Annotated in this window: 24 protein-coding genes; 10 read left to right on the top strand and 14 right to left on the bottom strand. The window is 72.4% G+C overall.

Annotated features, from left to right (window positions below; genetic code table 11):
• Positions 1-51: 51 nt before the first annotated feature.
• The 5 genes from CLV63_RS28245 to CLV63_RS28225 form a co-directional block, all read right to left on the bottom strand.
• A complete protein-coding gene (locus tag CLV63_RS28245; protein ID WP_106586287.1) occupies positions 52-1,299 on the bottom strand; it encodes a styrene monooxygenase/indole monooxygenase family protein in 1,248 nt (415 codons plus the stop codon).
• Between the two features lie 64 nt (positions 1,300-1,363).
• Positions 1,364-1,939 carry a GTP-binding protein gene (locus CLV63_RS28240; protein WP_170134356.1) on the bottom strand — a complete coding sequence of 192 codons (576 nt, stop codon included), beginning with the start codon at positions 1,937-1,939 and terminating at the stop codon, positions 1,364-1,366.
• Between the two features lie 16 nt (positions 1,940-1,955).
• A complete protein-coding gene (locus CLV63_RS28235) occupies positions 1,956-2,300 on the bottom strand; it encodes a DUF742 domain-containing protein (protein WP_106586297.1) in 345 nt (114 codons plus the stop codon).
• Positions 2,301-2,331: 31 nt separating this feature from the next.
• Positions 2,332-2,766 carry a roadblock/LC7 domain-containing protein gene (locus CLV63_RS28230; protein WP_106586285.1) on the bottom strand — a complete coding sequence of 145 codons (435 nt, stop codon included), beginning with the start codon at positions 2,764-2,766 and terminating at the stop codon, positions 2,332-2,334.
• A complete protein-coding gene (locus CLV63_RS28225; protein ID WP_170134355.1) occupies positions 2,766-3,947 on the bottom strand; it encodes a sensor histidine kinase in 1,182 nt (393 codons plus the stop codon). Before CLV63_RS28225 ends, CLV63_RS28230 begins: the two co-directional genes overlap by 1 nt.
• 369 nt (positions 3,948-4,316) lie before the next feature.
• On the opposite strand from CLV63_RS28225, the gene CLV63_RS28220 reads away from it, so the two are divergent.
• Complete coding sequence (locus CLV63_RS28220) at positions 4,317-5,426, top strand: response regulator (protein WP_106586283.1); 1,110 nt, start codon at positions 4,317-4,319, stop codon at positions 5,424-5,426.
• A 58-nt stretch (positions 5,427-5,484) separates the two neighbouring features.
• Complete coding sequence (locus CLV63_RS28215) at positions 5,485-6,093, top strand: suppressor of fused domain protein (RefSeq protein WP_106586282.1); 609 nt, start codon at positions 5,485-5,487, stop codon at positions 6,091-6,093.
• A gap of 45 nt (positions 6,094-6,138) precedes the next feature.
• Here the strand turns inward: CLV63_RS28215 and CLV63_RS28210 are convergent, their stop codons facing one another.
• Complete coding sequence (locus CLV63_RS28210) at positions 6,139-6,723, bottom strand: hypothetical protein (RefSeq protein ID WP_106586281.1); 585 nt, start codon at positions 6,721-6,723, stop codon at positions 6,139-6,141.
• A 161-nt stretch (positions 6,724-6,884) separates the two neighbouring features.
• Complete coding sequence (locus CLV63_RS28205; RefSeq protein ID WP_106586280.1) at positions 6,885-7,421, bottom strand: NUDIX hydrolase family protein; 537 nt, start codon at positions 7,419-7,421, stop codon at positions 6,885-6,887.
• A 152-nt stretch (positions 7,422-7,573) separates the two neighbouring features.
• Here CLV63_RS28205 and CLV63_RS28200 point away from each other — a divergent pair, with 152 nt between their 5' ends.
• The 3 genes from CLV63_RS28200 (at position 7,574) to CLV63_RS28190 (ending at position 9,918) form a co-directional block, all read left to right on the top strand.
• Positions 7,574-7,945 carry a hypothetical protein gene (locus CLV63_RS28200; RefSeq protein ID WP_106586279.1) on the top strand — a complete coding sequence of 124 codons (372 nt, stop codon included), beginning with the start codon at positions 7,574-7,576 and terminating at the stop codon, positions 7,943-7,945.
• A gap of 19 nt (positions 7,946-7,964) precedes the next feature.
• Complete coding sequence (locus tag CLV63_RS28195) at positions 7,965-9,272, top strand: DUF2786 domain-containing protein (RefSeq protein WP_106586278.1); 1,308 nt, start codon at positions 7,965-7,967, stop codon at positions 9,270-9,272.
• A gap of 442 nt (positions 9,273-9,714) precedes the next feature.
• The gene (locus tag CLV63_RS28190; protein ID WP_106586277.1) at positions 9,715-9,918 is read left to right on the top strand and encodes a cold-shock protein; all 204 of its coding nucleotides are present in this window, start codon (positions 9,715-9,717) and stop codon (positions 9,916-9,918) included.
• 123 nt (positions 9,919-10,041) lie between these two features.
• On the opposite strand, the gene CLV63_RS28185 is transcribed toward CLV63_RS28190, so the two are convergent.
• Positions 10,042-11,007: a 3-methyladenine DNA glycosylase gene (locus tag CLV63_RS28185; RefSeq protein ID WP_394339816.1), complete on the bottom strand. Its 966-nt coding sequence runs from the start codon at positions 11,005-11,007 to the stop codon at positions 10,042-10,044.
• 210 nt (positions 11,008-11,217) lie between these two features.
• On the opposite strand from CLV63_RS28185, the gene CLV63_RS28180 reads away from it, so the two are divergent.
• Positions 11,218-12,726, top strand: a complete 1,509-nt coding sequence (locus CLV63_RS28180) for a hypothetical protein (protein WP_106586275.1) — start codon at positions 11,218-11,220, stop codon at positions 12,724-12,726.
• A 103-nt stretch (positions 12,727-12,829) separates the two neighbouring features.
• Positions 12,830-13,216, top strand: coding sequence for a hypothetical protein (locus CLV63_RS28175; protein ID WP_106586274.1), 387 nt, complete (start codon positions 12,830-12,832; stop codon positions 13,214-13,216).
• A 55-nt stretch (positions 13,217-13,271) separates the two neighbouring features.
• Here CLV63_RS28175 and CLV63_RS28170 read toward each other — a convergent pair whose 3' ends face one another.
• The 4 genes from CLV63_RS28170 to CLV63_RS28155 form a co-directional block, all read right to left on the bottom strand.
• Entirely contained in the window at positions 13,272-13,844 is a 573-nt protein-coding gene (locus tag CLV63_RS28170) for a hypothetical protein (RefSeq protein WP_106586273.1), read from the bottom strand.
• 192 nt (positions 13,845-14,036) lie between these two features.
• On the bottom strand, positions 14,037-14,918 hold the full coding sequence (locus tag CLV63_RS28165; RefSeq protein ID WP_106586272.1) for a carbohydrate ABC transporter permease: 882 nt from the start codon (positions 14,916-14,918) through the stop codon (positions 14,037-14,039).
• Positions 14,905-15,861, bottom strand: coding sequence for a carbohydrate ABC transporter permease (locus tag CLV63_RS28160; RefSeq protein ID WP_106586271.1), 957 nt, complete (start codon positions 15,859-15,861; stop codon positions 14,905-14,907). The genes CLV63_RS28165 and CLV63_RS28160 overlap by 14 nt, the downstream gene beginning before the upstream one ends.
• On the bottom strand, positions 15,858-17,231 hold the full coding sequence (locus tag CLV63_RS28155) for an ABC transporter substrate-binding protein (RefSeq protein ID WP_106586270.1): 1,374 nt from the start codon (positions 17,229-17,231) through the stop codon (positions 15,858-15,860). The genes CLV63_RS28160 and CLV63_RS28155 overlap by 4 nt, the downstream gene beginning before the upstream one ends.
• Positions 17,232-17,500: 269 nt before the next feature.
• On the opposite strand from CLV63_RS28155, the gene CLV63_RS28150 reads away from it, so the two are divergent.
• Positions 17,501-18,589, top strand: coding sequence for a glycoside hydrolase family 172 protein (locus tag CLV63_RS28150; RefSeq protein ID WP_106586269.1), 1,089 nt, complete (start codon positions 17,501-17,503; stop codon positions 18,587-18,589).
• A gap of 24 nt (positions 18,590-18,613) precedes the next feature.
• Here CLV63_RS28150 and CLV63_RS28145 read toward each other — a convergent pair whose 3' ends face one another.
• Entirely contained in the window at positions 18,614-19,606 is a 993-nt protein-coding gene (locus tag CLV63_RS28145) for a LacI family DNA-binding transcriptional regulator (protein WP_106586268.1), read from the bottom strand.
• Between the two features lie 300 nt (positions 19,607-19,906).
• On the opposite strand from CLV63_RS28145, the gene CLV63_RS28140 reads away from it, so the two are divergent.
• Positions 19,907-21,325 (top strand): L-fucose/L-arabinose isomerase family protein, encoded by a 1,419-nt coding sequence (locus tag CLV63_RS28140; protein WP_106586267.1) that lies wholly within the window; start codon positions 19,907-19,909, stop codon positions 21,323-21,325.
• 84 nt (positions 21,326-21,409) lie between these two features.
• Complete coding sequence (locus CLV63_RS28135) at positions 21,410-22,903, top strand: FGGY-family carbohydrate kinase (protein ID WP_106586266.1); 1,494 nt, start codon at positions 21,410-21,412, stop codon at positions 22,901-22,903.
• Positions 22,904-23,074: 171 nt separating this feature from the next.
• Here the strand turns inward: CLV63_RS28135 and dacB are convergent, their stop codons facing one another.
• Entirely contained in the window at positions 23,075-24,682 is a 1,608-nt protein-coding gene (gene dacB, locus CLV63_RS28130; RefSeq protein ID WP_106586265.1) for a D-alanyl-D-alanine carboxypeptidase/D-alanyl-D-alanine endopeptidase, read from the bottom strand.
• Positions 24,683-24,691: the final 9 nt, after the last annotated feature.

Genomic DNA, 24,691 nt, shown 5'->3' with positions numbered 1-24,691 from the left:
CCGCTGCGCACCGCGCTGCTCCGCGGGCGGCGTGCCCGCGGAGCAGCGCCGCTACGGCGCGGCGGTGGACTGGTCGGCGACCGAGGCGAGGAACGCCTCGGCCTTCTCCGGGTCCATGAGCCAGTGCCGGAAGTCGCTGGGGTCGGTGTAACCCTTCGCGAAGCGGTAGGCGACCGCGGGGTTGTGCGCCGCGGTGGCGAGGATGCCCTGCACGTGCTCCGGCAGCGGCCCCAGCATCATGTTGGTGTAGGCGCAGACGTGCTGGGCGAAGTCCCAGTAGGCGTCGAAGGTCCGCTGCATCCACTCGGGGTCGAACGGCTTCTCGCCCCGCTCCAGGATCGAGCGGAAGTACACGTCGGCGGACCGGGCCGCGTTGTTCGAGCCCTGGCCGGTGACCGGGTCGTTGGCGACGACCACGTCGGCCATGCCGAGCACGTGGGACGACGCGGACAGGCGGCCCACCGGGCGCCGCACCACCGGGGCGTAGCCGCCGTAGAGCGTGCACCGCCCGTCGGTCGGCTCGGAGTCGACCCACCGCTCGTACTCCCACGGCGCGTAGCTGCGCATCAGGTCGAGGGTGCGGTCGCGGTGCTCCTCGGGCGAGGGCTTGTCGTCCCAGCAGTCGAGCGGCCCGCCGGGGACCGCCTCCCACAGCAGGATCCCGCAGGGGCCCGTGTTCGTGTAGCCCGGCATGAAGATCAGCTCGCCGACACCGGGGAACGCGGTGATGCGCACGTGCGGCTCGGGGTACTCGGGCATGAGCGTGTCGCCGTGCAGGTAGACGCACGACAGCGCCCGCTGCGGCCGGTCGTAGGGCGACCGCGCGTCGTCGCGGTCGAACAGCTCGACCAGGTCGCCCTTTCCCGCCGCGATGATGGTCAGGTCGTACATCGCGGACAGGCCCTCCAGGTCGGAGGTCATGACGCCGTGGTAGACCACCTCGCCGCCCCGCGACTCGAACAGCTCCAGCCAGCCCGCCATCTTGACCCGCTGGTCGACCGACTGGGCGTAGGCGTCCCACCGGCCGACGAACCCGAACGCCGCGGTGCCGGGCGGGTCGGCCAGGGTGAGCCGCTGGGCCACGATCTTCGGCGCCTGCTCCTCCCACAGGTTCAGGCCGCGCTCGCGCTCGATCTGGAGGCTCGGCCCGAACATGCACTGCGTCGACATGATCCGGCCCGCGCGGATCTCCTCGGGGGTGCGCGCCGACATGACGGTCACGGCGTAGCCCTCAGCGAGGAGGCTCAACGCGAGCTGGAGCCCGGCCTGCCCGGCGCCGACGATCAGGATTCTGCGCATCGCTGCTTGTCTCCTCTGCGGGGTGGGGGCCGCGCGCGGCCCGTCGGGCGCGCGCGGGCGGGGGTCACCGCGTGGCGAGTACGCCGGGGGTCGTGCCTACGGACGTGCGCCGCATCGTGTGGGTGAGGGCCGCCGTGAGCGTCGCGACGGCCGAGCCGCGGTCGCGGGCGTCGCAGGCCACGAGCGGGACCTCCGCTGTGAGCTGGAGCGCGTCGCGCACCTCGGCCAACCGGTGGGTCTGCTCGCCGTCGAACAGGTTGACCGCCACGATGAACGGCACGTCGGAGTCGTTCTCGAAGTAGTTGACCGCGGCGAACGAGGTGTCGAGCCGCCGCGTGTCGACCAGCACCACCGCGGCGCTCGCGCCCCGGCTGAGGTCGTCCCACATCGGCCAGAACCGCGCCTGCCCGGGCGTCCCGAACAGGTACAGCACGAGGTCCTCGGCGAGCGTGATCCGGCCGAAGTCCATGGCGACGGTCGTCGTGGCCTTGCCGGTTGCGCCCGTCTCGGGGTCGACGGACTTCGCGGCCTGCGTCATCCACGCCTCGGTGTTGACCGGCGGGATCTCCGACACCGAGCCCACGAGGGTCGTCTTTCCGACGCCGAACCCGCCGGCGACGACGATCTTGGCGGACGTCATGTGCGGCGGAAGGCTGTCAGGCGAACTCTTTAAGCCCATGGATGACCCTCCTCAGCAGGCGTTCGTCGTAAGGGGAGGAGTACGTGTCCGGATTGATGATCATCCGGCCGCGCGCGGCCATGTCGCCGATCAGCACCCGGGTGACACCCAGCGACACCCCGCAGTGCGCGGACAGCTCCGCCACCGACTCGGCCGTCGTGCCGGCCCGTTCGTACAGCGACCGCGCCTCCGGCGGCAGCCGGTCGGCGAACGCCGGATCGAAGTCGGGGACCGAGACCAGGGTGTGCATGAACAGGCGGTGCCGGGTCGTGGTCCGCCCGCTGGTCAGTACGTAGGGGCGCACCCACGGGTTGCCCTTCATGTGCGCCCTCCGGGGTCGGGCCGCCCGGCGCTCACGACGCGCTCCTGTCGGCCGACATGCCGCGGAGGTCGTCGCGCAGCTCCGGTGTGAGCACGTGGCCGACGCTCTGCACGAGCCGGTTCATCTGATGCGCGACCACGCCGAGGTTCGAGCCCTCCCGCACGAGTACGGCCAGCCCGGCGAGGCTGCCGATGCCCATGAAGAGGAAGTGCCCGGCGGGGAACTTCAGCATGATCTGGTCGCACCCGCTCTCCCCGACCTGGCGGGCGATGTTCTGGCCGAGGCTGATCAGCCCGCTGGTCATCGCGGAGAGGGGGTCGGCCATGTCCGACGGCATCTCTCCGGACGCGATCAGCGGCAGGCCGTCGGAGGACACGATCAGCGCGTGCGCCACACCGGGTGTCGACTCGGCGAAGTCGTCGACGAGCCAGGCGAACTGCTGGGGGTCGTCCGGGGCATCGGCCATCACGGCACCTCATCTTCCGGTTCTGCCGGGGAGTCTCCGCCCGCGGCGGCGCCCGCTGGTCGGGACGCCCCCGGTCCGGGAGCGGTGAACGCGCCCAGGTCATCGGCGAACGACCGGCCGGCCGTGTCGGACTCGCGTTGCGCGAGCGGTCTGGCCTGTCCGGCCGGACCCGTACTGTCCGCCCTGCCGCGCAGGCTCTTGCGCTCCCTGCGGGGGAGCGGTTCGCCGCCGCCGCGGACCGGCAGCGGCTCGGACGGGGTGAGGGCGTCGAGCAGGTCGGTGGGCGCGGCCGCGGCCGGCTGCGCGGAAGGGGCGGGGGACGGGGCGCGCGGCGGGGACGCCGGGCGGGGCGCCGCGGCGGGCTGCGCCGGACCGATGGCGGGGCCCTGGCTCGGGGCCTCGCAGACCAGCCCCGGGGGCAGGGTGACCATCGCGGTGGTCCCGCCGGGGCGGCCGGCGCCGGCGGGCGACCGGCGGGTCAGCCGCACGGTGATGCCGTGGCGGCGCGCGAGCCGGTGCACCACGGGGAAACCGGTCCGCCTGCCGGTGCGCTCGTCGACGGGCGGGATCTCGGCGGCGAGGCGCGCGTTGAGCTGGGCCAGGCGCGGTTCCTCCAGGCCGATCCCGCTGTCCTCGATCCGGAACATGACCCCGCCGGATTCGAGCAGGTGCGCGCTGACGACCACGGTGGACGGCGAGTAGGCCGTCGCGTTCTCCAGGAGCGCCGCGAGGATCGACGCGACGTCGTCGGCGGCGTAGGACACGACCGCCAGCCGCGCCACGGTGCCGGCCTGGACCCGCGTGTAATGCTCGATCGACGACTCGGCGACGCGGATCACGTCCGTCAGGGAGGTGATGTGCCCGTCGAGCTCCTCGTCCCTGCTGTCGGCGAGGACCCGGAGGTCGCGCGCCGAGCGGCGCATGCGCGTGACGGCATGGTCGATCTCGTAGAGCCGCTGGAGGCGGTCGGGGTCCTGCTCGTCGTCCTCGAGCCGGTCGAGGGCCGGGCGCAACTGCTCGGCGAGCCCCAGCACCTGGAGGGAGAACCGGTCGCAGACGCCCTGCCACGCCTCGGCGGTGTCGTCGGGCGCGCGCGGCGCCTCGGTGAAGCTCGGGGGCGGTTCGTCAACGGTCGACTCCAGCCAGCGGGCCAGGCGCAGGCGTGCGCGACCCGGGCTCATGAGCGGACCACCCGACAGCATGGGTGCGGCCTGACCCCGGTCGGCCGTGCCCCTGTTCGGCGCGGGTCGCTGCTGCGGCGTTTCGGCACCGAGTATCACCTTTTCGTCGCTCGTCACCCGTGCACACGGCCCGCCGGGCACGCGTGCGCCAGCACGCGTGCCGCCGAGCCGCGGGTCAAAACATAGCGGACATCGGTGAATCGGGGGCCGATTCGGTGGCGAATGCCGATCCCGCGAGCGCGGTGCGGGCCGCGCGGCGGTCGCGCGTGTCCGGTCCGTTCGGATGGATCCGCGTTCGGCCGCTTTCCGCCGCGCGTTCTTGCTAACGTCGTCGCCGCATGGTGCTTCTCGGTACCGGACGGAGGACGGGTGGACGGTTCGATGTGGCAGGGCGTGTTCGGTCTCGTCACCACCGCCATGTGGATCGGCCTGATCGTCTTCGTGTTCGTCTCGCTGCGCAAGCCGCTGATCGAGCTTCTCCTGCCGCGGGTGACCGAGGTCAACGCGTTCGGGGTCGGGATCGCCTTCGACCAGGCCGAGGAGCTGCTCGCGAAGGCGGCGGAGTCCGCACTGGCCGGGCACCCGGCCGGGCCGCCGCTGGAGGGTGCCGGCGACCGGGATCCGGCGGCAGGGGGCGCCTTCGGGGCGGGAGCCGGTTCCGGGCCCGGCGGATACCAGGCAGGGGTCGGCGGGTACGACCATCCGGCCCAGGACGGCCCCGTTCCCCGTGCCCGGCCCGCGCCGCCCGACGATCCCGACTCCGAGGGGCCGACGCCGGGGCCGACGTGGAGCGCGCGGCGTCCCCCGGCGGCGGCCGATGACGAGGCCGACGACGCGGCGGACGACCGGCGGCCAGACGAAGGGTCCGACACGCCGCCGACGCACAGCGGGTCGCCGTATCCGAGCACCCTGCCGCTGCGGCCGCCGCCCGCTCAGCCGCGGGGCGCCGCCGACACTCCCCGGCCGCGGCCGACCGCCGACCCGCGGCGCGGGTCCGCGCGGCCGTCGCTCTACGGGCAGCGCAGCGCAGCCGCGCGGTTGGAGCACTCGGCCGCCACCCTGCGCGGCGGGCGCATCCTCTGGGTCGACGACCACCCGGAGAACAACCGCCACCTCATACGCCTCTTCCAGGAGGTCGGCATGACGGTGATCCCCGTGGTGTCGACCCCCGAGGCGGTCGCCGAGCTCTCCCCGCCGCGCTGCGACCTGGTCATCAGCGACATCGGGCGTGCCGGGGCGCCCGACGCGGGGCTCGACATGCTCCGGGAGTTCGGGGCCCAGGGCATCGACATCCCGGTGATCCTCTACACCTCGCAGGTCCGGCCCGACAGTGCGCGCTCGCCGCTGGTCTACGGGGCCACCGACTCGGCGACCGACGTCGTGAACTACGTCATCGACCTCATGGAGCGGCTGCGCTTCGACCGCATCGCGCCGAGGCGCCGGACGCCGCGCCCGCGGGGGTGGATCCGCAGGGGGTGAGCGCGCCCTATGCTCGCTACCCGGTGCTCACTGTCCGGGCCGGGAGATGGGAAGTGCGATGTCGGAGCTGCTGCCGGGGCTCGTGGAGATCTATCGGGGGTGGGCCGGGCGGTACCCCGACGCCGAGCCGCTGACCGTGCAGTTCGCCGCGGGCGACACGGCGGGCGCGGCGATCGACGGCGTACTCGCCTATCCGCTGGAGCGGCACTGGCTGCTGGTCACCTTCGGGCTGACCGAACTGGGCGGGAAGACGAGCCCCCAGGCGAAGGTCTCCGGCGCCGGCTTCGAGTTCACCTGCCGGATCCCCCGGGAGCCCGAGAGCACCGCGCCCCCGCAGTGGGTGCTGCGGGTCATGCACGCGGTGGCCGACCGGTTCCTCGCGGGCGCCGACCTCGACCTGGGGCACTGGATCGTCACACCGGGGCCGCTGGGCGGCGAGCCCGCCAACGGCGCCATGACGTCGCTGGCGATCGTGCCCGACGTCGATCTCCGCGGCATCGACACCGACAACGGGCTCGTCCTGTTCTTCCAGCTCGTCGGCTTGACCGCGGACGAGGGCGCCGCGGCGCAGCAGGCGGGAACGGTCGACCCCCTCATCGCGGTCCTGCGCGACCGCGACCCCGACCTGGTGACCGACCCCGCGCGCGAGCCCGTCGCCCTCGACTGAGCCCGGCGCCACGGGCCCCGGTCACCCGTGCGGCGCCGGGTCTGCTCACCCTGGGCTCTTTCCGTCCTCGGCGTCCTCGGCGGCCTCGGTCGATGCGAGCGCGGGCTCCGTGCGGGCCACCGCCGAGGTGCCGAGGTCGACCCGCATGACCGTGCGCATCTCCTCCAGTCGGGGCACCAGCCCGTCGGGCCGGTCGAGGCTCGCGAGCAGGGTGCTCGTGCTCTCCCCGGGTTTGGCCCGGTCCTCGGCGAGCTCCAGGATCTGGCCGTAGAGGCGGTTGAACTCGTCGTTCACCCGCTCGACCGACCTGAGCACGTCGTCGGGGACCACCATCTGCGCGACGGAGTACTTGGCGCGGTGGTCGACCCGCGCGTGGTCGAGGCGGTCGCGCATCTCGGCGGGCAGCGGGCCGAGGAGAAGCGCGTGATAGCAGTTGCGCATGAGCGTGTGGTAATAGCGGGAGGCGGTATTGACCTCGATGTAGCACTCGCGGCGCGCGGCGAGCAGGGCCTGCCGGACCTCGAACGCGCGGTCGTCGATCCGGCGGCGCTCGGCCTCCTCGAACTCGCGGGCCTTGGTCCGCTCGGCCGCCCGCTGGGTGACGACGGCGGACGCGAGCGTGCCGAGCACGCCGATCGCGGACGCTATGAGGGCGATGACGGTGCCGCTGATGGGGGACCTCCTGGGGGGAAGCGGAAGCGGGTACTGCGGCGGTGCACGGTGCCATGTAGGACCGGGTGGGGCAGGGTGGCGCCGTGCCGCCGCCCGCGGCGGGCGGCACGGCGGCGGACTCAGGGGGCGTGGCCCACGTGGGCGAGAGCCTGGCGGAGCAGGACGCCCTGGCCGCCGCCCATCTCCTGCTGGACGTCGGGGCTCACGGCCTCCTCGGGGGTGAACCACACCAGGTCCAGTGCGTCCTGGCGGGGACGGCAGTCGCCGGTGACCGGAACGACGTAGGCCAGCGCGACCGCGTGCTGTCGCTGGTCGTGGAATGCGGTGGTGCCCGGTGTGGGGAAGTACTCGGCCACCGTGAACGGCTGCGGAGAGGGCGGGACCTGCGGCAGCGCCACCGGCCCGAGGTCCTTCTCCAGGTGGCGCAGCAGGGAGTCGCGCACCCGTTCGTGGAAGAGCACGCGCCCGGCGACCAGCGCCCTGCTGATGGTGCCGTCGTCGGTCGCCCGCCACAACAGGCCGACGCTGGTCACCGCGCCGGAGTCGTCGGTGCGCACCGGCACGGCGTTGACGTAGAGGATCGGCAGGCGGTCGCGCGCGGCGTCCATCTCTTCGCGCGAGAGCCACCCGGGCGTGGTGTCCGTCGTCTCGGTCATGCCCTCCCTTCTACCTCATCGCACCGGTGCGGGGCGTGCGCAGCCCGGCGGGTCGGAGCCGTCGCGGGGACACGCCGCCCTGCGGCGGCCGGTGCGCGGACCGCGCTACCGTCGGTCCAGGACCCCTTTTCCCTCATCGTGAAGGAGCCCTCGTGTACCCCTATTCGGGCGGGCAGGCGTACCGGTCCCGGCCCCCGCAACCCGGTTCAGGGGTCTCCGCGGGGTTCATCGTCGCGATCGTGCTCGGCGTGTTGGCGGCGCCGATCGGCGTCTTCATGATGCTCATCTCGTTCGGCGGCTTCGTCCAGGGCGACACCGAGGCGGCGACTGCCGTCCTCGTCATCGGGGCGGCGCTGACCGCGGCGTCGGTCGGTGTGCCGGTGGCGATCGGCGTGGCCGGGGCGCGTCGGCGGCGCCGGATGCGGGCGGGCGGCATGGGCACTTACGGGCCGCCGGTGCAGTGGCCGGCGGACCAGGGGTACGGCCCGCCGCAGGGGTACGGGTACGGGCCGCCCCATCAGTGAAACGGACGGAACGGGGACGATGGGCGAGACAGCGGACGGGCGGGGCGGCGCGCCCGCCTCGGGGGACGACCCGTACGCCGATGCGGTCGGCGGGGCCCTTTACGCCCTCGCGGGCGGCGACACAGCGGGGTTCCAGCGGCACACCGACCGCCTGACAGCGGGGCTCGGCGACGGCGGCGACGGTGTCGCCCTGCTGCTCATCGCCCGGCTGACCGGTGCCGTCACCCGGGCGTGGGGCGTCGGCTGGCAACCGGCCGAGGCGGTGCGCCAGGTCGGCAAGGTGCGCGGCGAACGGCACTCCCGCATGGCGGTTGACGCCGTCGCAGCGGAGATGCGGCGCTACCCCGCCGACCGCGTGGACCCGCAGTGGAGCGCCCAGCTGGCCGACACCGGCGCGGCGGTCTGGTGGTCCGCCGACGGCGGCTACCCGCGCGAATGGGCCCTGCGCGAGAAGGCACTGCTCGCCGAATGGGTCGAGACCGCGATCGAGGTGCTGTTCGAGCTGTCGCGGCTGCCCCGCATCGAGCGCCTGCTCCCGCTGCCCGGCGAGGGGACGACGCACGCGGCGCGGCCGACCGCCGGGTCCGGTGCCGACGCGGCCGGTGCCGACGCGGCCGGAGCGGGAGGGGCGGAACGGCGCCGGATGGCGGCCCGGGTCCGCGCCCTGCTCGCCAAGGCCGAGGCGACGGAGTTCCCGCGGGAGTCCGAGGCGTTCACCGCGCGGGCGCAGGAGCTGATGGCGCGCCACAGCATCGACCGCGCCGTCCTCGACGGGCCGGGCGCCGACGGCGGCCCTGTGAGCCGCCGGCTGCCGATCGACGAACCCTACGACGCGGCGAAGGCGCTGCTGCTCGACGCCGTGGCCGAGGCGAACCGGTGCCGCGCCGTGTGGCTCTCGGACCTGGGGATGTCCACCGTGGTCGGCTACCCCGGCGACCTCGACGCCGTGGAGCTGCTGTTCACCTCGCTGCTGGTGCAGGCCGACACCGCCATGGTCGCGGGCGAGGCGCGCCAGCGCGCGGCGGGGCGCGGCCGCACCAAGACCTACCGGCGGTCGTTCCTGACCTCCTACGCCCAGCGCATCGGCGAGCGGCTGGCCGCGGCCGCGGAGTCGGCGCGGCGCCAGGCCGCCGAGTCCGCCGCGACGGATCCGCTCCCCGTGCTGGCGTCCCGGGACGCGGCGGTGGGCCGGGCGGCCGCGGAGATGTTCCCCGAGACCGTGCGCAGCCGGGTGCGCGGCGCCCTCGACGAGGCGGGGTGGGAGTCGGGCCGCGCCGCGGCGGACCACGCCCCGCTGGCGGGACGCCGCGCCGTCGACCGCCCCTGAGCCCGCGCCACTCCGCGGCCCGGGCTGCGCCTCCGCGCGGAGCGCATCGGCCACCTCACTGGAGAGTCCCTGTCAGTCCGGTCCACCGCAGGGCGGGGCCACTGTGTCCGGGGTCTGGTGCCCAAAGCGGAGTGTGGTGTTTCGCGCCGCCGGGTGCTTCGCATCCGCGACGGCAGCCCACCCCATGGGGCCGGGTTGCGGTGATCGCGCGCGTGCCGGTCGGGGGTGTTCCAGGTCACCCGGGGCGTATGTTGGTGCCAGTGGGATCGCGGTGCTAGGGTCGAAGACAAGTTGTTAGTCGTTGATTTCGCAGTTGATGGTTCTTGATCGTCCGCGGGGTTTGTGGCCGGCGGGCGTTTTTTGTGTTCACACAGGAAACGGCTCGCGGCAACGGAGGACGTTGCACCCGCACGTCCGGTCTTTGTGAGCTGAAGGAGAAAATATGGCTCAGGGAACTGTCAAGTGGTTCAACGGCGAAAAGGGCTTCGGCTTCATCGCCCCCGATGACGGCAGCGGCGACGCTTTCGTGCACTACAGCGCCATCCAGGGCAGCGGCTTCCGCAACCTGGAGGAGAACCAGCGTGTCGAGTTCGACATCGTCGCTGGTCAGAAGGGCCCGCAGGCCGAGAACGTCACCGTTCTCTAAGTACTTATCGCGGTCCGTTGACCGTTGAGCTCCGGGCCCCCGCGCACAGCGCGGGGGCCCGTTGTCATGCCGCGGCCCGGCCAGAGGGGCACCCGGCCCTGGTCGGGCGGCACCCGGCCTCGGTCAGGCGGCGCCGGGTTCCGGGCGGACGGCGTTGTGGGGTGCCGTGCCGAGGAGTGCGTCGCAGACCCGCAGCAGCCGCTCCCGCAGCCCTTTGGCGCGCTCGGTGAAGCCGCGCTGCGCCTCGATGTAGGCGGCCTTGCCTTCGGGGGTCTCGATCGGCACCGGGTCGTAGCCGTATGCGCGCAGTTCGTAGGGTGACGCCCGCATGTCGAGGGCGCGGATGTCGCGGGCCAGCTCGAAGCTGTCGAGGACGAGTTCGCCCGGCACCGCCGGGGCCAGCTTGTACGCCCACTTGTAGACGTCCATCCCGGCGTGCAGGCAGCCCGGCTGCTCCTGTTCCGGCTGCCCTTCGCGGGTGGGCCGCAGCCGGTTGCGGCCGTGCGCCTCCGGTGTGAAGAACCGGTAGGCGTCGTAGTGCGAGCAGCGGATGGTGTGCGTGTCGACCACGCGGTCGGTCCCCTCGGCCCCCAGGCGCAGCGGGACGCTCGCGTGCCGGACGTCCTCGGGGCCGAGCCGGTAGACCATCGCCCACTCGTGCAGCCCGAAGCAGCCCAGGTGGGCGGGGCGGGAGTTGGTGGCGCGCAGCAGGGCGGCGACGAACTCGACCGTGGGCCCGCGCCGTTCGAGGAACGCGCCGGTGTCGAGGACCGCGCCGGGCGGTTCCGCGTCGCAGGTCCGGACCTCGCGGTGCCAGCGCTCGCGCGTGCGCTCGGGCGGCGCGTCGAGGAGGACGGTGCCGGGGCCCGGGTGCCAGCGGCGCAGGTGTGCCGGCTTGTGGCTGTAGTAGCTGAAGAGGAAGTCCTCGACCGGGTGCGCGACGCCCGCGCTGCGCCGCCGCAGATGGTCGGCGAGTAGGGAGTCGGTCCGTTCGTGGTGCCGCGCTTCGCGGGCGCGCCACTGCTCGGGTGCGAGGCGCGCCGCCTCGTCGGTTGCGGGCATTGCGCGGCGCGAGGTCGGTGACGTCATGATCATTCCAGGCTACGTCGGACGCCGACCGGGACCGGTGTGCCCGAAATGGTGTGTAGTGATGCAAAAAGCGTGGTATGTAAAGTGTAATCGTGACATAAGTTCGGGACTCGGGGCTCTGGTGGCCGCCACTGCGCCTGTTTAGGGTCTGGGGGTATGCCCCCAGGTTGCACACTGTTCACAGTCCCGTCATCCGCAACACGAACACCCGTGTGCCACCGTCCCTTAGGCGATCGCGGAGCGGGGGCCATCGAGTACGGCTCCGCCATCGTCCTCTCGGGCGCCCTCATCGCGTGCCTGGTGGTGTTCGTGCCCTCGATCTCCACCGGCGTCGGCTCGGCACTGTGCCGGATGCTCGCCCTCGCGGGGATCGACTGCGGGGAAGAGGAAGAGCCCCGGGCCGAACACGACGTCACACCGGCCTACTGCCCCAGGTCCAGCGACCGGTCCTCGGTGGGCTTCCGTGCCGACATCGGCTTCATGCACATCGGCCAGGAGTACTCCTTCGCCACCGAGGAGCTCTCCGACGGCCGCATCATGGTGACCTCCATCCCCGGGGCGGAGGCGGGCCTCTCCGGCGGCGCGGGCTTCGACTTCGGCGACAACCGCAACGCCAACGGCAGCGCGAACTTCGAGGCCAACGGCACGGGGCGGCTCAAGGCCGGCACCACGTTCATCTTCGACGACCAGGCCGAGTACGAGCACTTCAAGGACGAGCTGCACACCTACGTCAGCCGTGAGAACCAGTCGCTGCTCGAATACGACTCCGGCATGGCCGTCGCCCTGGCCGACACCATCGACCCGGTGGAGATCCCCGAACCCGACATCGTGAGCTCCACCGTCGAGGTCGAGGGCAACGCCAACTACGGCATCGGGTTGTGGACCTCCGACCCCGACAAGCGCAGCACGAAGAACGGCGACTACGAGGACAAGAACGACGGCGGGATCAACCTGAACCTGGGCGCCCGCGGCAACGTCACCGTCGACCAGAAGATGGACATCTCCGACTGGCGGGGCATCGGCCGCGCCGAGACCTACAGTTGGGGCGCCAGCGGCGACATCGGGAGCAACGTCCTGTCGAACACCAACGCCGACGCGGCGAGCTGGAACGGCGCCACCCGCGTCATGCGCGACGACGACGGCAAACTGGTCAACATCCGGTACTCCACGGTCGTCACCACCTCGCACACCGACGGCACCGAGATCAACGGTGCGGGCGGCAACTCGGGGAACAGCAACCTGAACGAGAACGGCGGCAAGGGAAGCGACTCCGAAACCGTCACCGAGCGTTCCACCCAGATGGTCCAACTCGACTTCGACACGCCCGAAGAGCAGGCCATGGGCGAGCGCATGCTCGAAGAGCGCGGCCTACTGCCCCCGGCGAACGTCCTCGACTACTCCCGCGGCGTCGAAGGCGACCCCCTCAGCAGCATGGTCACCGACTCCGAGCAGCCCGCCACCGACCCCGGCCCCGACGCACCGGACTGGGAGCGGCACGCCTTCGAGCAGGGGCGGGTCTGGCAGTGGGACTCCAACGACGAGATCGAGGCCAACGGCCTCGAAGCGAGCCTGAAGATGGGCCTGCAATTCGGCCTCGGCGCGAACTGGGCCACAGAGGAGCGGCGCACCCACGACGCCCAGTACCTCGGCCCGCCTACCGACGACGGCAAGCGGGAGTTCATGCCCTACGCGCCGTGCGTCGCCGGTGCGGACGATTGAGCCGCCGTAGCGGCGCACCGCCGCCCGCGCGGGGCGGCGGCGATGGAGGACCCGACCCGGCCGGGCTCAGCGCGGGCGCAGTGGGCACAACGAGAGGCGGAGCGTGCGGATCTCCAGGGCGGTCGCGGCGGCGGCAGCGGTCTGGTTCGTCGGGTCGATCCTGGTCGTCTTCGTGCGCCAGTGGTTCGCGGGCATCGAGCCGTTGGCGGTGCTCACCGGCCAGGTCCTCTGGGTGGCGGGGCCGCGGCTGGTCATCGGCTTCGCCATGGTCGCGCTCGCGGCCCGGGCCTACGGCCGGCGCGCCCACTGGAGCGGACGGGCGTTCGCCGCGGCGGTGCTCGCCGTGCCCGCCGCCGACATCGTCCTGACGGTGGTGCTCGGCCTGCTGGGCGACGGCCACCCGGCGGTGGTCGCCGCGCGGGCCGCGGCGGTCCTGGCGGGCGGCGCGCTCGGCTGGCTGCTGGTGCGCCGGTTCCGTCCGGGGGCCTAGCGAGGCGGTTGCCCCGGTCGGCGCGGTGCGCCGCGCTGACCGGGGCATACCAGGATCAGCGTCCCTGGAGGGCGTCCAGGGCGACCGCCATGGCGATGACGAGGCGGCGGTCGATCCGGCTGTTCGGGATGTCGACCGTGTAGCGGTCGCGCAGGCCGAACTTCTTCTGCACCGAGAACACCGGCTCGCCCTCGATGGTGAAGTCGAAGTGGTAGGGCAGCCACTCCAGCGCGGTCCGGCGCAGGATCGCCACCACGGGGCTCCGCTCCTGGCCGGTGATGGTGCCCATGCCCGGCTGCTCGACGTGCCAGGTCGACCGCAGCAGCGACGCCTTGAAGTCCTTGCGGAACAGGCCGAGCGGCTGCCCGGACGCGTCGGTGACATCGTAGGTGGCACCGAGGTCGATGGCCTGGCGGGCCTTGAACCCCAGCACCGGGACTTCCTTGCGGTCGTCGGTGTACAGCGTGACCTGCTCTTTGAACGCCATGCGCTTCTGCTGGGCGAACGCCACCATGGGGCCCTCGGTGCCATCGGGCTGCGCGAGGTGGACCTGGTACTGGTTCACCATCATCCGGACGCGCTGGCGGATGAGGAGCTGCTGGACGGACTGCAACTGGTCGGTGCTCATGGTCTCTTCTTCGGGTCAGAGGGGGAGAACTCGGAAATGCCGGTCGGGGCGCCGTTGTCGCGACCGGGTCAGGGTGTGACGATATCGGGTGTTTGACCGTTCCATACCGGACGCGATCCCCGGGCAACGGTTCGGTGACGAGAACCCGGCGCCGCCCGGTACCCCCGGTGACCCCGCTCCGCCGGCGGCCCGCTACTTCAACCCGGTGGTCTTGATGGAGTCCACGATCTGCCGCTGGAACACGAAGAACACCAGCATCGTCGGCAGGGCGGCGACGGTCGAGGCGGCGATCACGTAGTTCCAGTCGGCGCCGTACTGGTCCTGGAACCCGGAGATGCCGAGCTGGACGACCGTCAGCGCCTGGTCGCTGGTGATGATCATCGGCCAGACGAAGGAGTTCCAGTTGGCGAGGAAGAAGAACACCGCCAGCGCCGAGAAGATCGGGCGCGAGAGCGGCAGGATGACGCTCCAATACACCCGCCAGTACCCGGCGCCGTCGATGCGCGCGGCCTCCTCCAGCTCGTCGGGCACCGACAGGTAGAACTGGCGCAGCAGGAAGATCCCGAACGCGTTGAACACCGCCGGGACGATCAGCCCCGCGTAGCTGTTCAGCATGCCGAGTTCCCGCACGATCAGGAACAGCGGGATGATGATCGCCGGGATGGTGATCAGCAGGGTGGAGAACACCAGGACGAAGACCGTCTCCCGGCCCCGGAAGCGCAGCCGGGCCAGTGCGTACGCGGCCATCGAGTGGAAGAACAGCGCCACCACCGTCACCACGACCGAGACGAACAGGCTGTTGGCGAGGTAGCGCAGGAACGGCACCTGCGTGAACACGTATACGTAGTTGTCGAACGTGGGGTCCTCGATCGTCAGGCGGCCGTTGACGACCTCGTCGGGCCCCTTGAACGAGCTGGTGATCATCCACAGCAGGGGGAACACCGTGACGACGGCGAGGACGGTGGCCAGCGCCACGTAGAACCCTTTGAGGCCGCGTCCGCCCGCGCCGGCGGAGCGGCGCCGGGCCGGTCGGGTCGGCCGGGCGGCCGCGGGACGGGTGTCAACTGCGGCCATGGCTGAACCGGCCTCCCCTGGTCAGGGCGAACAACATCATGGACCACGCGAGCAGGATGAGCACGAGGAACGCGCTCAACGCCGACGCGTAGCCGAACTCGCCGAAGGTGAACGCCTGCTGGTAGATGTAGAAGACGAGGACGGACGTCCCGTTGGACGGCCCGCCGTTGGTCAGCACCAGGATCAGTTCGAACCCCCCGGTCACGGCGGCGACCGTCAGCGTCAGCAGGACGAAGAAGCTGGTCGGCGCGAGCAGCGGCCAGGTGATGTGCCGGAACACCGCCCACGCTCCGGCCCCGTCGAGGCGGGCGGCCTCGTAGTAGTCCCGCGGGATGTCCTGGAGCCCCGCCAGGAAGATGATCATGTAGTAGCCCATCCAGAACCACACGCACAGTCCCACGACCGTGAACAGTGCGAAGTCCGGATCGCCCAGCCACGACGGCGGCCGCACCCCGACGGCGCGCAGCGCGATGCCGACGACCCCGACGTCGTCGGAGAGCATGAACTCCCACACCAGCCCGACGACCACCACACTGACCGAGTACGGCAGGAAGAACGCGCTGCGGAACACCCCGACGAACGGCATTCTGCGCTGGATGAGCACCGCGAGCCCGAGGCTCGCGCCGAAGGTCAGCGGCACCACCAGCACCAGGTAGACCAGTGTGAGCCGGAGGCTGTCGTAGAACTGCGGGTCACCGAGCATCCGGCGGAAGTTCTCCAGCCCCACGAACTCGTAGGTGCCGAACCCGTCGACCCGCATGAACGCCAGGGCCACGGAGAGCACCATCGGCAGGCCGAGGAAGGTCAGCAGGCCGAGCAGATCGGGGGCGAGGAACAGCCACGCGGCGCGGGTCTCGGCCTTCCCGCGGCCGGTGCTCCTGCCGACGGGGGCCGCCGACGGTGCCGGAGCCGCGGCCTCCGGTGCCTTCTCTCCGACCGTCACAGCAGCTTCGCCCCTTCATAGGTGAGCATGAAACCGTCGATCTTCTCGGCGGCGCGCTCGGCCTCGACGGCGGGATCGCCGCCGGCGAGCATGCACGACTGGATGGCGTCGGAGACCGCCTTGTAGACGATCGGGGGGAACCGGGGCTCGGAGCGGCCGCCCGCGTAGATCTCCTCGCGGAACGCCTTCATCACCGGCCGGTCGTAGCCGCCGGACGCGTCGGCGCGCTCCAGTGCGCTCGTGCGCGGCGGGATGTCGGTCTTCACGCCGATCGACCACTCGGTGACGCGGTCGATGGAGGATTCCGACATCGACGCCAGCGCCTCGGCGCAGAAGCGGGCGGCCGCATCGGGGTTCCTGCCCTGCGCGTTCGCGGCGAAGGCCCAGCCGCCGAGCGAGGTGACGTACGTGCCGCCGTCGGGAATGGGCAGCCGGAAAACGCCGTACTCGAAGTCGGGCGCCGAGGTCTCCATCTCCTTCACCGTCCAGATGCCGCGGTGCCACATCGACACCAGGCCCTGGGTGAACCCGGTGACGGCGTCTCCGGCGGCGGGGTTGCGGCGCGGCGAGATCCCGGCCTCGACCATGTCCTTCCACAGTCCGAGGGCCTTGACCGCCTCGGGGGAGTCGAAGACCACCTTGCCCCCGGGGGTCACCACATCGCCCCCGGTCTGCCACAGCAGCGGGTACCAGACGAAGTTCTGGTAGTACCCGGGCACGGTCTCCAGCGCGATACCGCCCTGCCCCGCGGAGCGGAGCTTGTCGCCGGTGTCGAGCAGGTCGTCCCAGGTCTTGGGGATATCGGCCTCGGAGAGCCCGGCCGCCTCCATGGACGCGACCGAGTAGAACATCGCGATCGGCTCGACCTCGAACGGCAGCGCGTAGACCCGCCCGCCGACGCTGCGGGTGTCGAGCACGTTGGGCAGGAAGTCCGTGCGCGCCTCGGCGGTGATGTGCGGGGTCAGGTCTTCCAGCACACCGCCGTTGTAGTAGCGCAGGAAGTCGCCGGGGGAGATGACGAACAGGTCGGGGCCGTCGCCCGCGGCGAACGCCGTCGGCAGCTTGCTGCCGTTGTTGTAGACGGCCAGGGGGATGTACTGGGCCTTGACCTGCTGCCGGTTGGCGGCGTTCCAGTCGTCGATGATGTCCAGGTACCACCGGCTCTGCTGCTGGACCTGCCCCTCCTGCTGGGGCGCGTCGCCGTTGAACGACCAGAAGGACAGGGGTGCGTCGGCCTCGGACGGGCCGCAGCCCGCCAGCGCCGGGGCGAGGGCCGCCGCGGCGCCGAGGCCGAGACCGCCCCGCAGGAGTGCGCGCCGGTCCGGGCCGCGGTGGCCCGGCGGGGAGGCGTGCCGGTGTCGGTGGACCATCACGAGCTCCAGTGCCGTGCGGCTCGGCGCGCTGCCGAGCGGTGGTCGCGGGAGGGGTCGGCCGAAGTGCGCCGACGAGCAGGGAATCGATTTCTCGGAAACGTAGGACCGAAGTCGTCCGATTGTCAAGATCGTGTTTCCCGCCGATGCGATACGGCTGTTGTCCAGTGATGTCCGTCTTGACGCGGCAATTCCGCATGGCTAGCGTCGGAAAACGATTTCCGTCATGCGGCGGACCGCACCATCACCCCACCCGGGAGGACTCTGCGATGGATGATGCGTCGAGCTATGGGACGCACGGAAGCAGCCTGCGCGACCTCGCCCGGCTGCGTACGGCGCGGCGCGGGCGGGCGTCCAGCTGGGACCGCAGCGGCGGCAACGACGACCGGCTCACCGTGGGCCCCGGCGAGACCGCGGTGCTCGCCGACATCGACGGCCCTGGCGCGATCACGCACATCTGGTGCACGGTGACCCTGCCCGACCACGACGGTCCCGGCGAGGCAGAGACCGACATGCTGCGCAAACTCGCGCTGCGCATCACCTGGGACGGCGCGGAGCACCCCGCGGTGTGGGCGCCGCTCGGCGACTTCTTCGGCGTGGGCCACGGCCGGACGGTCAACTTCGTCTCGGCGCCCCTCCAGATGAGCCCCGAGGACGGCAAGTCGTTCAACTGCTGGTTCGCGATGCCCTTCGCCGAACACGCCAAGGTCGAGCTGATCAGCGAACTGGGCAGCGCGCCGGTCTTCTTCTACTACTACATCGACTACGAGCGCTACGCGCGGCACGAGCCCGACCTCGGCTACTTCCACGCCCAGTGGCGCCGCGAGAACCCGACCGCCGGCGAGTCCGAGGCCGGCCAGTCCAACCGGCGCTTCCAGATCGAGGGGACCAACCTCGACGGCGCCGGGAACTACACGATCCTCGACGCGGAGGGGCGCGGGCACTACGTCGGCTGCGTCCTCAACGTGCACAACCTGCGCGCGACCCGCGAGTGGAACTGGTACGGCGAGGGCGACGACATGATCTTCATCGACGGCGAGGCGTTCCCGCCCACGCTGCACGGCACCGGCACGGAGGACTACTTCAACACCGCCTGGTGCCCCACCCAGGCCCACCATGCCCCGTACCACGGCATCACCCTGCCCGGCGGGCCGAACTGGAGCGGCCAGGTCTCGCTGTACCGGTTCCACGTCGAGGACCCGGTGATGTTCGAGCGGTCGGTGCGGGTGACCATCGAGCACGGGCACGCCAACAAGCGCGGCGACGACCTGTCGTCGGTCGCGTTCTGGTACCAGGTGCCGCCGCACCGCCCGTTCACGCTCGCGCCCGCGGCCGAGCGGATCCCGCGCGGGCTCTGAGCCCGGCCGCGCCGGGCGGCGGGCTCACCGCTCGGTGCTGCCCCGCGGGATCAGGGTGGCGTGCAGGGTCGAGGTGGTCGCCGCCCGCGCCGGGTCGGCGATGCGCGAGAGCAGCAGCCGGGTCGCGATGAGCCCGAGGTCGTGGGCCGGCTGCGCGATGACGGTCATCGGCGGCGTGATGAGCGTCGTCCACGGGTCGTCGTCGAACGCGGCGAGGCCGACGTCGCGGCCGCTGCGCAGGCCCAGCTCCGCCATCGCCTCCAGCACGCCGCGCGCCATGACGCAGTTGGCGACCAGCAGCGCGTCGGGCCGCTCCCTGCGGTCGAGGAGCTGCCGGGCGGCGGCCTTGGCCCCCGCGGCCTTGAACTCCGCGTGGCGCACCAGCCGGGCCGGGATCCGCCGGTTGGCGGCGCGCAGGGCGTCGCGGTAGCCGGCGAGCCGGTCGTCGGCCGTCGCGATCCCCGCCGGGCCCGCGATGCAGCCGATGCGCTGGTAGCCCTGCTCCAGCAGGTGGAGCGTTGCCGCCGCCGCGGCGCTGCGGGTGTCGACCACGACGGTGTCGGTCGCGGCGCCCTCGACCGGGCGGTCCACTGCGACGAAGGGGATCCGCTGGTCGCGCAGCATGCCGATGCTCTCGGTGGAGCCGGCGGACGACAGCACCACCCCCGCCGCGCGCTCCTGGAGCGCGACGTCGACATAGCGGCGCTCCTTCACCGGGTCCTCGTCGGAGTTGCACAGGATGACGGAGTACCCGTCGGCGTGCGCGGCGTCCTCGACCCCGCGCGCCAGCGAGGTGAAGAACGGGTTCTCGACGTCGCCGATGATCAGCGCGATCACGGTGGTCTCGCGGCGGCGGAGGCTGCGCGCCAGGCCGTTGGGCCGGTACTGCATCTCCGCCGCCGCGGCCTGGACGCGTTCGGCGAGTTCGGGCGCGACAGTGGACTTGCCGTTGAGCACCCGCGACGCGGTGGCCGGTGAGACACCGGCCCGCGAGGCGACGTCACTGATCTTCGGCATCGGTTGCACCCATCTCCATCCAAGCGCGCGTGCGCGCGGGCACCCAGTGTCCGGCCGGTGCGTGCCACTGCCCGACGGGCGGCCCGCAGGGGCGCGCCGACCGGCGGCGCCGCGTGCGGCGGGACCGGTCGGCCGCGCGTCCCCGCGACGCATTGACACCCGGCCGGATCTCACAATAGCGTCACCCGAGAAAACGATTTCCCTCCGGATCGTCCAATGACCGCCGGTCCGGACCCGGGGACGGAGCCCGCCGCGCCCGCGCCACCCTCAGCGGGCGGCCGCAGATGAGGAGAGCCACCCATGGCCCGTATCGGCGTGATCAGCATTTCCGACGGCAGGGAGCACGTGCACCGCGGCGTGCGCGACTTCATCCTCGGCAAGGAGGACGCACTCGTCGGCGCGCTGGAGGCCGCCGGCCACGAGGTCGTGCGCGGCAGCGAGCCGGTCAACGGCAACGTGGTCGCCACAGCGGTCGCGCGGGAGGTCGCCGCCGCAGGCGTCGACCTGACCGTCCTGCACTACGCAGTCTGGGCGTTCCCGCACTTCACCATGCTCGCCGCCGACGCCACGCCCGGGCCGCTGGTGCTGCTGGCGAGCATCGACCCCACCGAGCCGGGGATGGTCGGCATGCTCGCCGCGGGCGGCGCACTGGACCAGATCGGGCGCAGCCACACCCGGCAGTGGGGCGCCCCCGACGCGGAGCTCGTCGCGGCGATCACCGCACGCGCCGACGCCGCCCGCGCTGTCAAGGCCCTGCGCGGCAGCACGTTCGGCCGCATCGGCGGCCGCCCCATGGGGATGAACACCACCGTCGCGAACACCGACCAGTGGCAGCGGCTGTTCGGGATCGACGTCGAGGAGATCGACCAGTGGGAGATCGTCCGCCGCACCGAGGCGGCCGACCCGGCCGAACTGCGCCGGGGCCGCGAGTGGTTCGAGCGGCTGGCCACCGTCCACTACGACGGCGCGAAGCTGACACCTGAGCTGCTGGAGCGGCAGATCGGCACCTACGCAGCGATGCGCGGCCTCATCGAGGAGCGCAGCCTCGACTTCACGGGCGTCAAGGCCCAGCCCGAGCTCACCGAGCACTTCTGCACGATGGACGTTGCCGAGGCGCTGCTGAACGACCCCTACGACTACAACGGGCCCAAGGAACCGCACATCTGCGCCACCGAGGCCGACATGGACGGCGCGCTGACCATGCGCCTCATGAACAGCATCGCGCGGACCCCCGTACTGTTCGCCGACGTGCGCCACTACCACGGCGACCGCGACATCTGGGACCTCTGCAACTCCGGCCAGCACGCCACCTGGTACGCGGCGCGCAGCGACGACCCGGCCGAGAACCTCGCCCGGGTCCACCTGCACCCCGAGGTGGTCTTCTTCCCCGCGGGCGGGGCGTCGGTGCAGCACATCGCCGCGCCGGGGCGCATGACGCTCGCACGGCTCACCCGCCTCGACGGCGACTACCGGCTGCACCTCATGCTCGGCGACTTCGAGTCCTTCGACGCGGCGACCACCGACACCCTCACCAAGCAGTCCACGCCCGAGTGGCCGCACGCGTTCGCCCGGCTCGACGCCGACGCGCCGGACTTCCTGTCCCGGTTCGGCGCCAACCACATCCACGCCGTCCCCGGCGACGTCCGCCCGCAGATGCGCGCCGTCGCCGAGCTCCTCGGCATCCGGCTGGACGAGTTCACCAGGAGCGGCGCAGCATAAGGGCACCGGCACCGCGGCCCGGGCACCGCGCCCGGGCCGGGCGCGAGGGCCCGCCCCACCCCCGACCTCCTGGGAGTCCAGCACATGACCGAGGCGCTGCTCGGCATCGACATCGGCACGGCCAGTTCCAAAGGGGTGCTGGTGGCGCCCGACGGTACCCTGCTCGCCCGCGCCGACCGGCCCCACGGCACGTCGACGCCGCGGCCCGGCCGGGTCGAGCACGACGCCGAGGCGGTGTGGTGGGCGGACTTCACCGCGATCGTGCGCGACCTCCTCGCCGCGGTCGAGGGGGTGCGGGTCCTCGCGGTCGGAGTCAGCGGGATCGGCCCGTGCCTGCTGCCCGCCGACGCGGCCGGGACCCCGCTGCGGCCCGCGATCCTCTACGGCGTGGACACCCGCGCCACAGCCGAGATCGCCGAGCTGACCGCGGACCTCGGGGCCGAGCGGATCGTCGCACGCGGCGGCAGCCGGCTGACGTCCCAGGCGGTCGGCCCGAAGGTCGCCTGGCTGCGGCGCAACGAGCCCGACGTCTACGGCGCCACCGCCATGCTGCTCATGGCCAGCTCGTTCCTGGTCCACAGGCTCACCGGGCGCTACGTCCTGGACCACCACTCCGCGAGCCAGTGCGACCCGCTGTACGACATGCGGCGCGGCACCTGGGCGGCCGACTGGGCCGAGCAGGTCGCGCCGGGACTGGCGCTGCCGGAACTCGCCTGGTCCACCGAGGTCGCCGGGACGGTCACCGCGGAGGCCGCCCGGCTGACGGGGCTGCCGGTCGGCACACCGGTCACCACCGGCACCATCGACGCCTGGGCCGAGGCCGCCAGCGTCGGGGTGCGCGGCCCCGGCGACGCGATGGTCATGTACGGCACCACGATGTTCCTGGTCCAGGTCGTCGACCGGCTGCGGCCGCACGACGGCCTGTGGGGCACCAAGGGCGCCTTCGCCGGGACGGAGACCCTGGCGGCCGGGATGGCGACCTCGGGGGCCGTCACCGACTGGCTGCGCGACCTGGTGGGCGGCGAGTTCGGCGCCCTCACCGCCGCGGCCGAGCGCGTCCCCGCCGGCAGCGACGGCCTGCTGCTGCTCCCGTACTTCGCGGGCGAGCGCACCCCCTTGTTCGACCCGGACGCGCGGGGCGTGCTGGCCGGGCTGACCACCGCGCACGGCGGCGCCGAGATCTACCGGGCCGTCCTGGAGGGCACCGCCTACGGGGTGCGGCACAACCTCGCCGCGATGGAGGAGGCCGGCGGCGCCCCGGAGCGGATCGTCGCGGTCGGCGGCGGCGCCCAGGGCGGCCTGTGGCCCCGCATCGTCTCCGACGTGACCGGCGCGGTGCAGCAGGTGCCGAAGCACACCATCGGCGCGGCGTTCGGCGACGCGTTCCTGGCGGCGCACGCCATCGGCATCGCCCCGGACGCCGACACCTGGAACCCGATCACGGCCGTGGTCGAACCGGACCCGCAGCGGAGCGCGGTCTACGCCGAGTTCTACCCGCACTACCGCGCGCTGTACGAGGCGACGCGGGAGACCGCGCACTTCCTCGCCGCCCAGCAGCACTCCGCCGCCGCCCCCTGACCGGCCGACGCCGACCGGCCCCTCCGGTCGGCCGCCGCCGTCGCCCTCCGGCGGCGGACGCGGAGCCGCGGGCGGTCGGTGTCCGCTGGAAACGCGGTGCCTTCTGCAAGAGAGAAGGGGGCGTGGACGCTCTGCGTCCACGCCCCCCGGTGGGGATCGGTCAGCTGCCGATCAGCAGGTGCCCGCCCAGGTGCATTCGAGGTCGCCGGTGTAGCCCTCGTCGGCCTTGCGCTGCGGGGAGACCCGCGGCGTGACCTTGGGCGCCTCGCGCGAGAACTCGGACAGGCGCACCGCGATGGCGTCCTGGGTCCCGCGCGGGGGCGCGCCCTCGTACTTGTTGTTGAGGATGGAGAACACCAGCTTCTCGCCGTCGGCGGAGGTGGCGTAGCCCGAAAGCGCGCTCGCCCCGGTGAGGCTGCCGGTCTTGGCGTGGACCTTGCCCTCGGCGGCCGTGCCCCGCATGCGCTCGGACAGGGTGCCGCCCACCATCCGGTCGGGGTCGCCGGCCAGCGGCAGCGACTTCTGCCACGCGGCGAACCACGGTTCGCCGGGCGCCTCTTCGAGCAGCGCGGTGACCGTGTCGGCCCGGACCTTGTCGGTGGCCGCCAGGCCGGAGCCGTCGGTCAGCTCCATGCCGTCGGTCTTCACACCGAGGCGGTTCAGCGCGGCCGAGATCTGCGGGAGGCCGGCGTCCCAGCTCCCCTCGCCCTCGACCTTGCGGCCCATGGACTTGACCAGGATCTCGGCGTGCCCGTTGTTGGACAGCTTCAGGAACGGGACGAGCAGCTTCTCCAGCGGCATCGACTCGCGCGCGGCGACCGTGTCGGCGCCCTTGGGCGCGACGCCCCGTGCGATCGTGCCGCCGACCTCGACGCCGTGCTCCTCCAGCGCGGCCGCGAAGAGGTGCGTGGCGTGGTTGGTGGGCTTGTGCACCGTGCGCAGCTCCTCGAACGCCGCGCCCCCCGCGGGCAGGCTCCCGGAGAAGGTGAACGTGTTGGTGCCGGACTTGCGCGCGGCGCCGAGGCTCGCCTCGCTGTCCTTCGCGCCGGTCTCGCCCTTGTTCTGCACGGTGAGGTTGTCGGCCATGGGGCTGAGCGACGCCTTGACGGCCGCGCCCTTCGACGCGCCGGGGACGGCCTTGGCGTTGACGGACCCGGTGTCGTAGTCGGTGTTCGCCGCGACGGTCAGCGCCGAGATCTGCGCCGCGTAGTGGTACGGCTCGTCGCTCTCGTCCCAGTCGGCGGCGAGCCCCTTCCCGTCGAACCAGGAGTCGTCGGCCTTGAGGTCGCCGGTGACCTTGGTGACGCCGGACTTCGCGACCTTCTCGGCGAGGGCGTCGTAGGCGCCGGCGGTCATCGTGGGGTCGCCGGTGCCCTTCAGGAACAGGTCGCCGTCGACGACGCCGTCGGCGGGGTCCTCGCTCGCGGCGACCTTGGTGGCGAAGGTGTGGTCGGGGCCGAGGACGTCCAGAGCGGCGGCCGAAGTGAGGAGCTTGGCGTTGGATGCCGGGACCAGCGGCTTCGCGGCGTCGCGCTCGTAGAGCAGCGCGTCCTCGTCGAGGCTGCGCACCTGGACGCCGGAGACGGCGCCCTTGAGCTCGGGTGCGTCGAGCAGCGCGTCGATGTCCTTGCGGAGGGCGGCCACGCTGTCGGCGGTGGACTCGGCCGAGGCGGCGCCCGACAACGGGCCGATCAGCGCCGCGGCGGCGACCACCGCGATGAGGCCGGTCGAGCGGACTCGGCGAGGCCCTGCCGCAGGGGGTGCGGGGGTTGCGGGCATCGGTGTCCT

Origin of the sequence: Murinocardiopsis flavida (assembly GCF_003014485.1) — a bacterium.
GTDB lineage: Bacteria > Actinomycetota > Actinomycetes > Streptosporangiales > Streptosporangiaceae > Murinocardiopsis > Murinocardiopsis flavida.
This window is presented reverse-complemented; position numbering and strand designations above follow the sequence as displayed.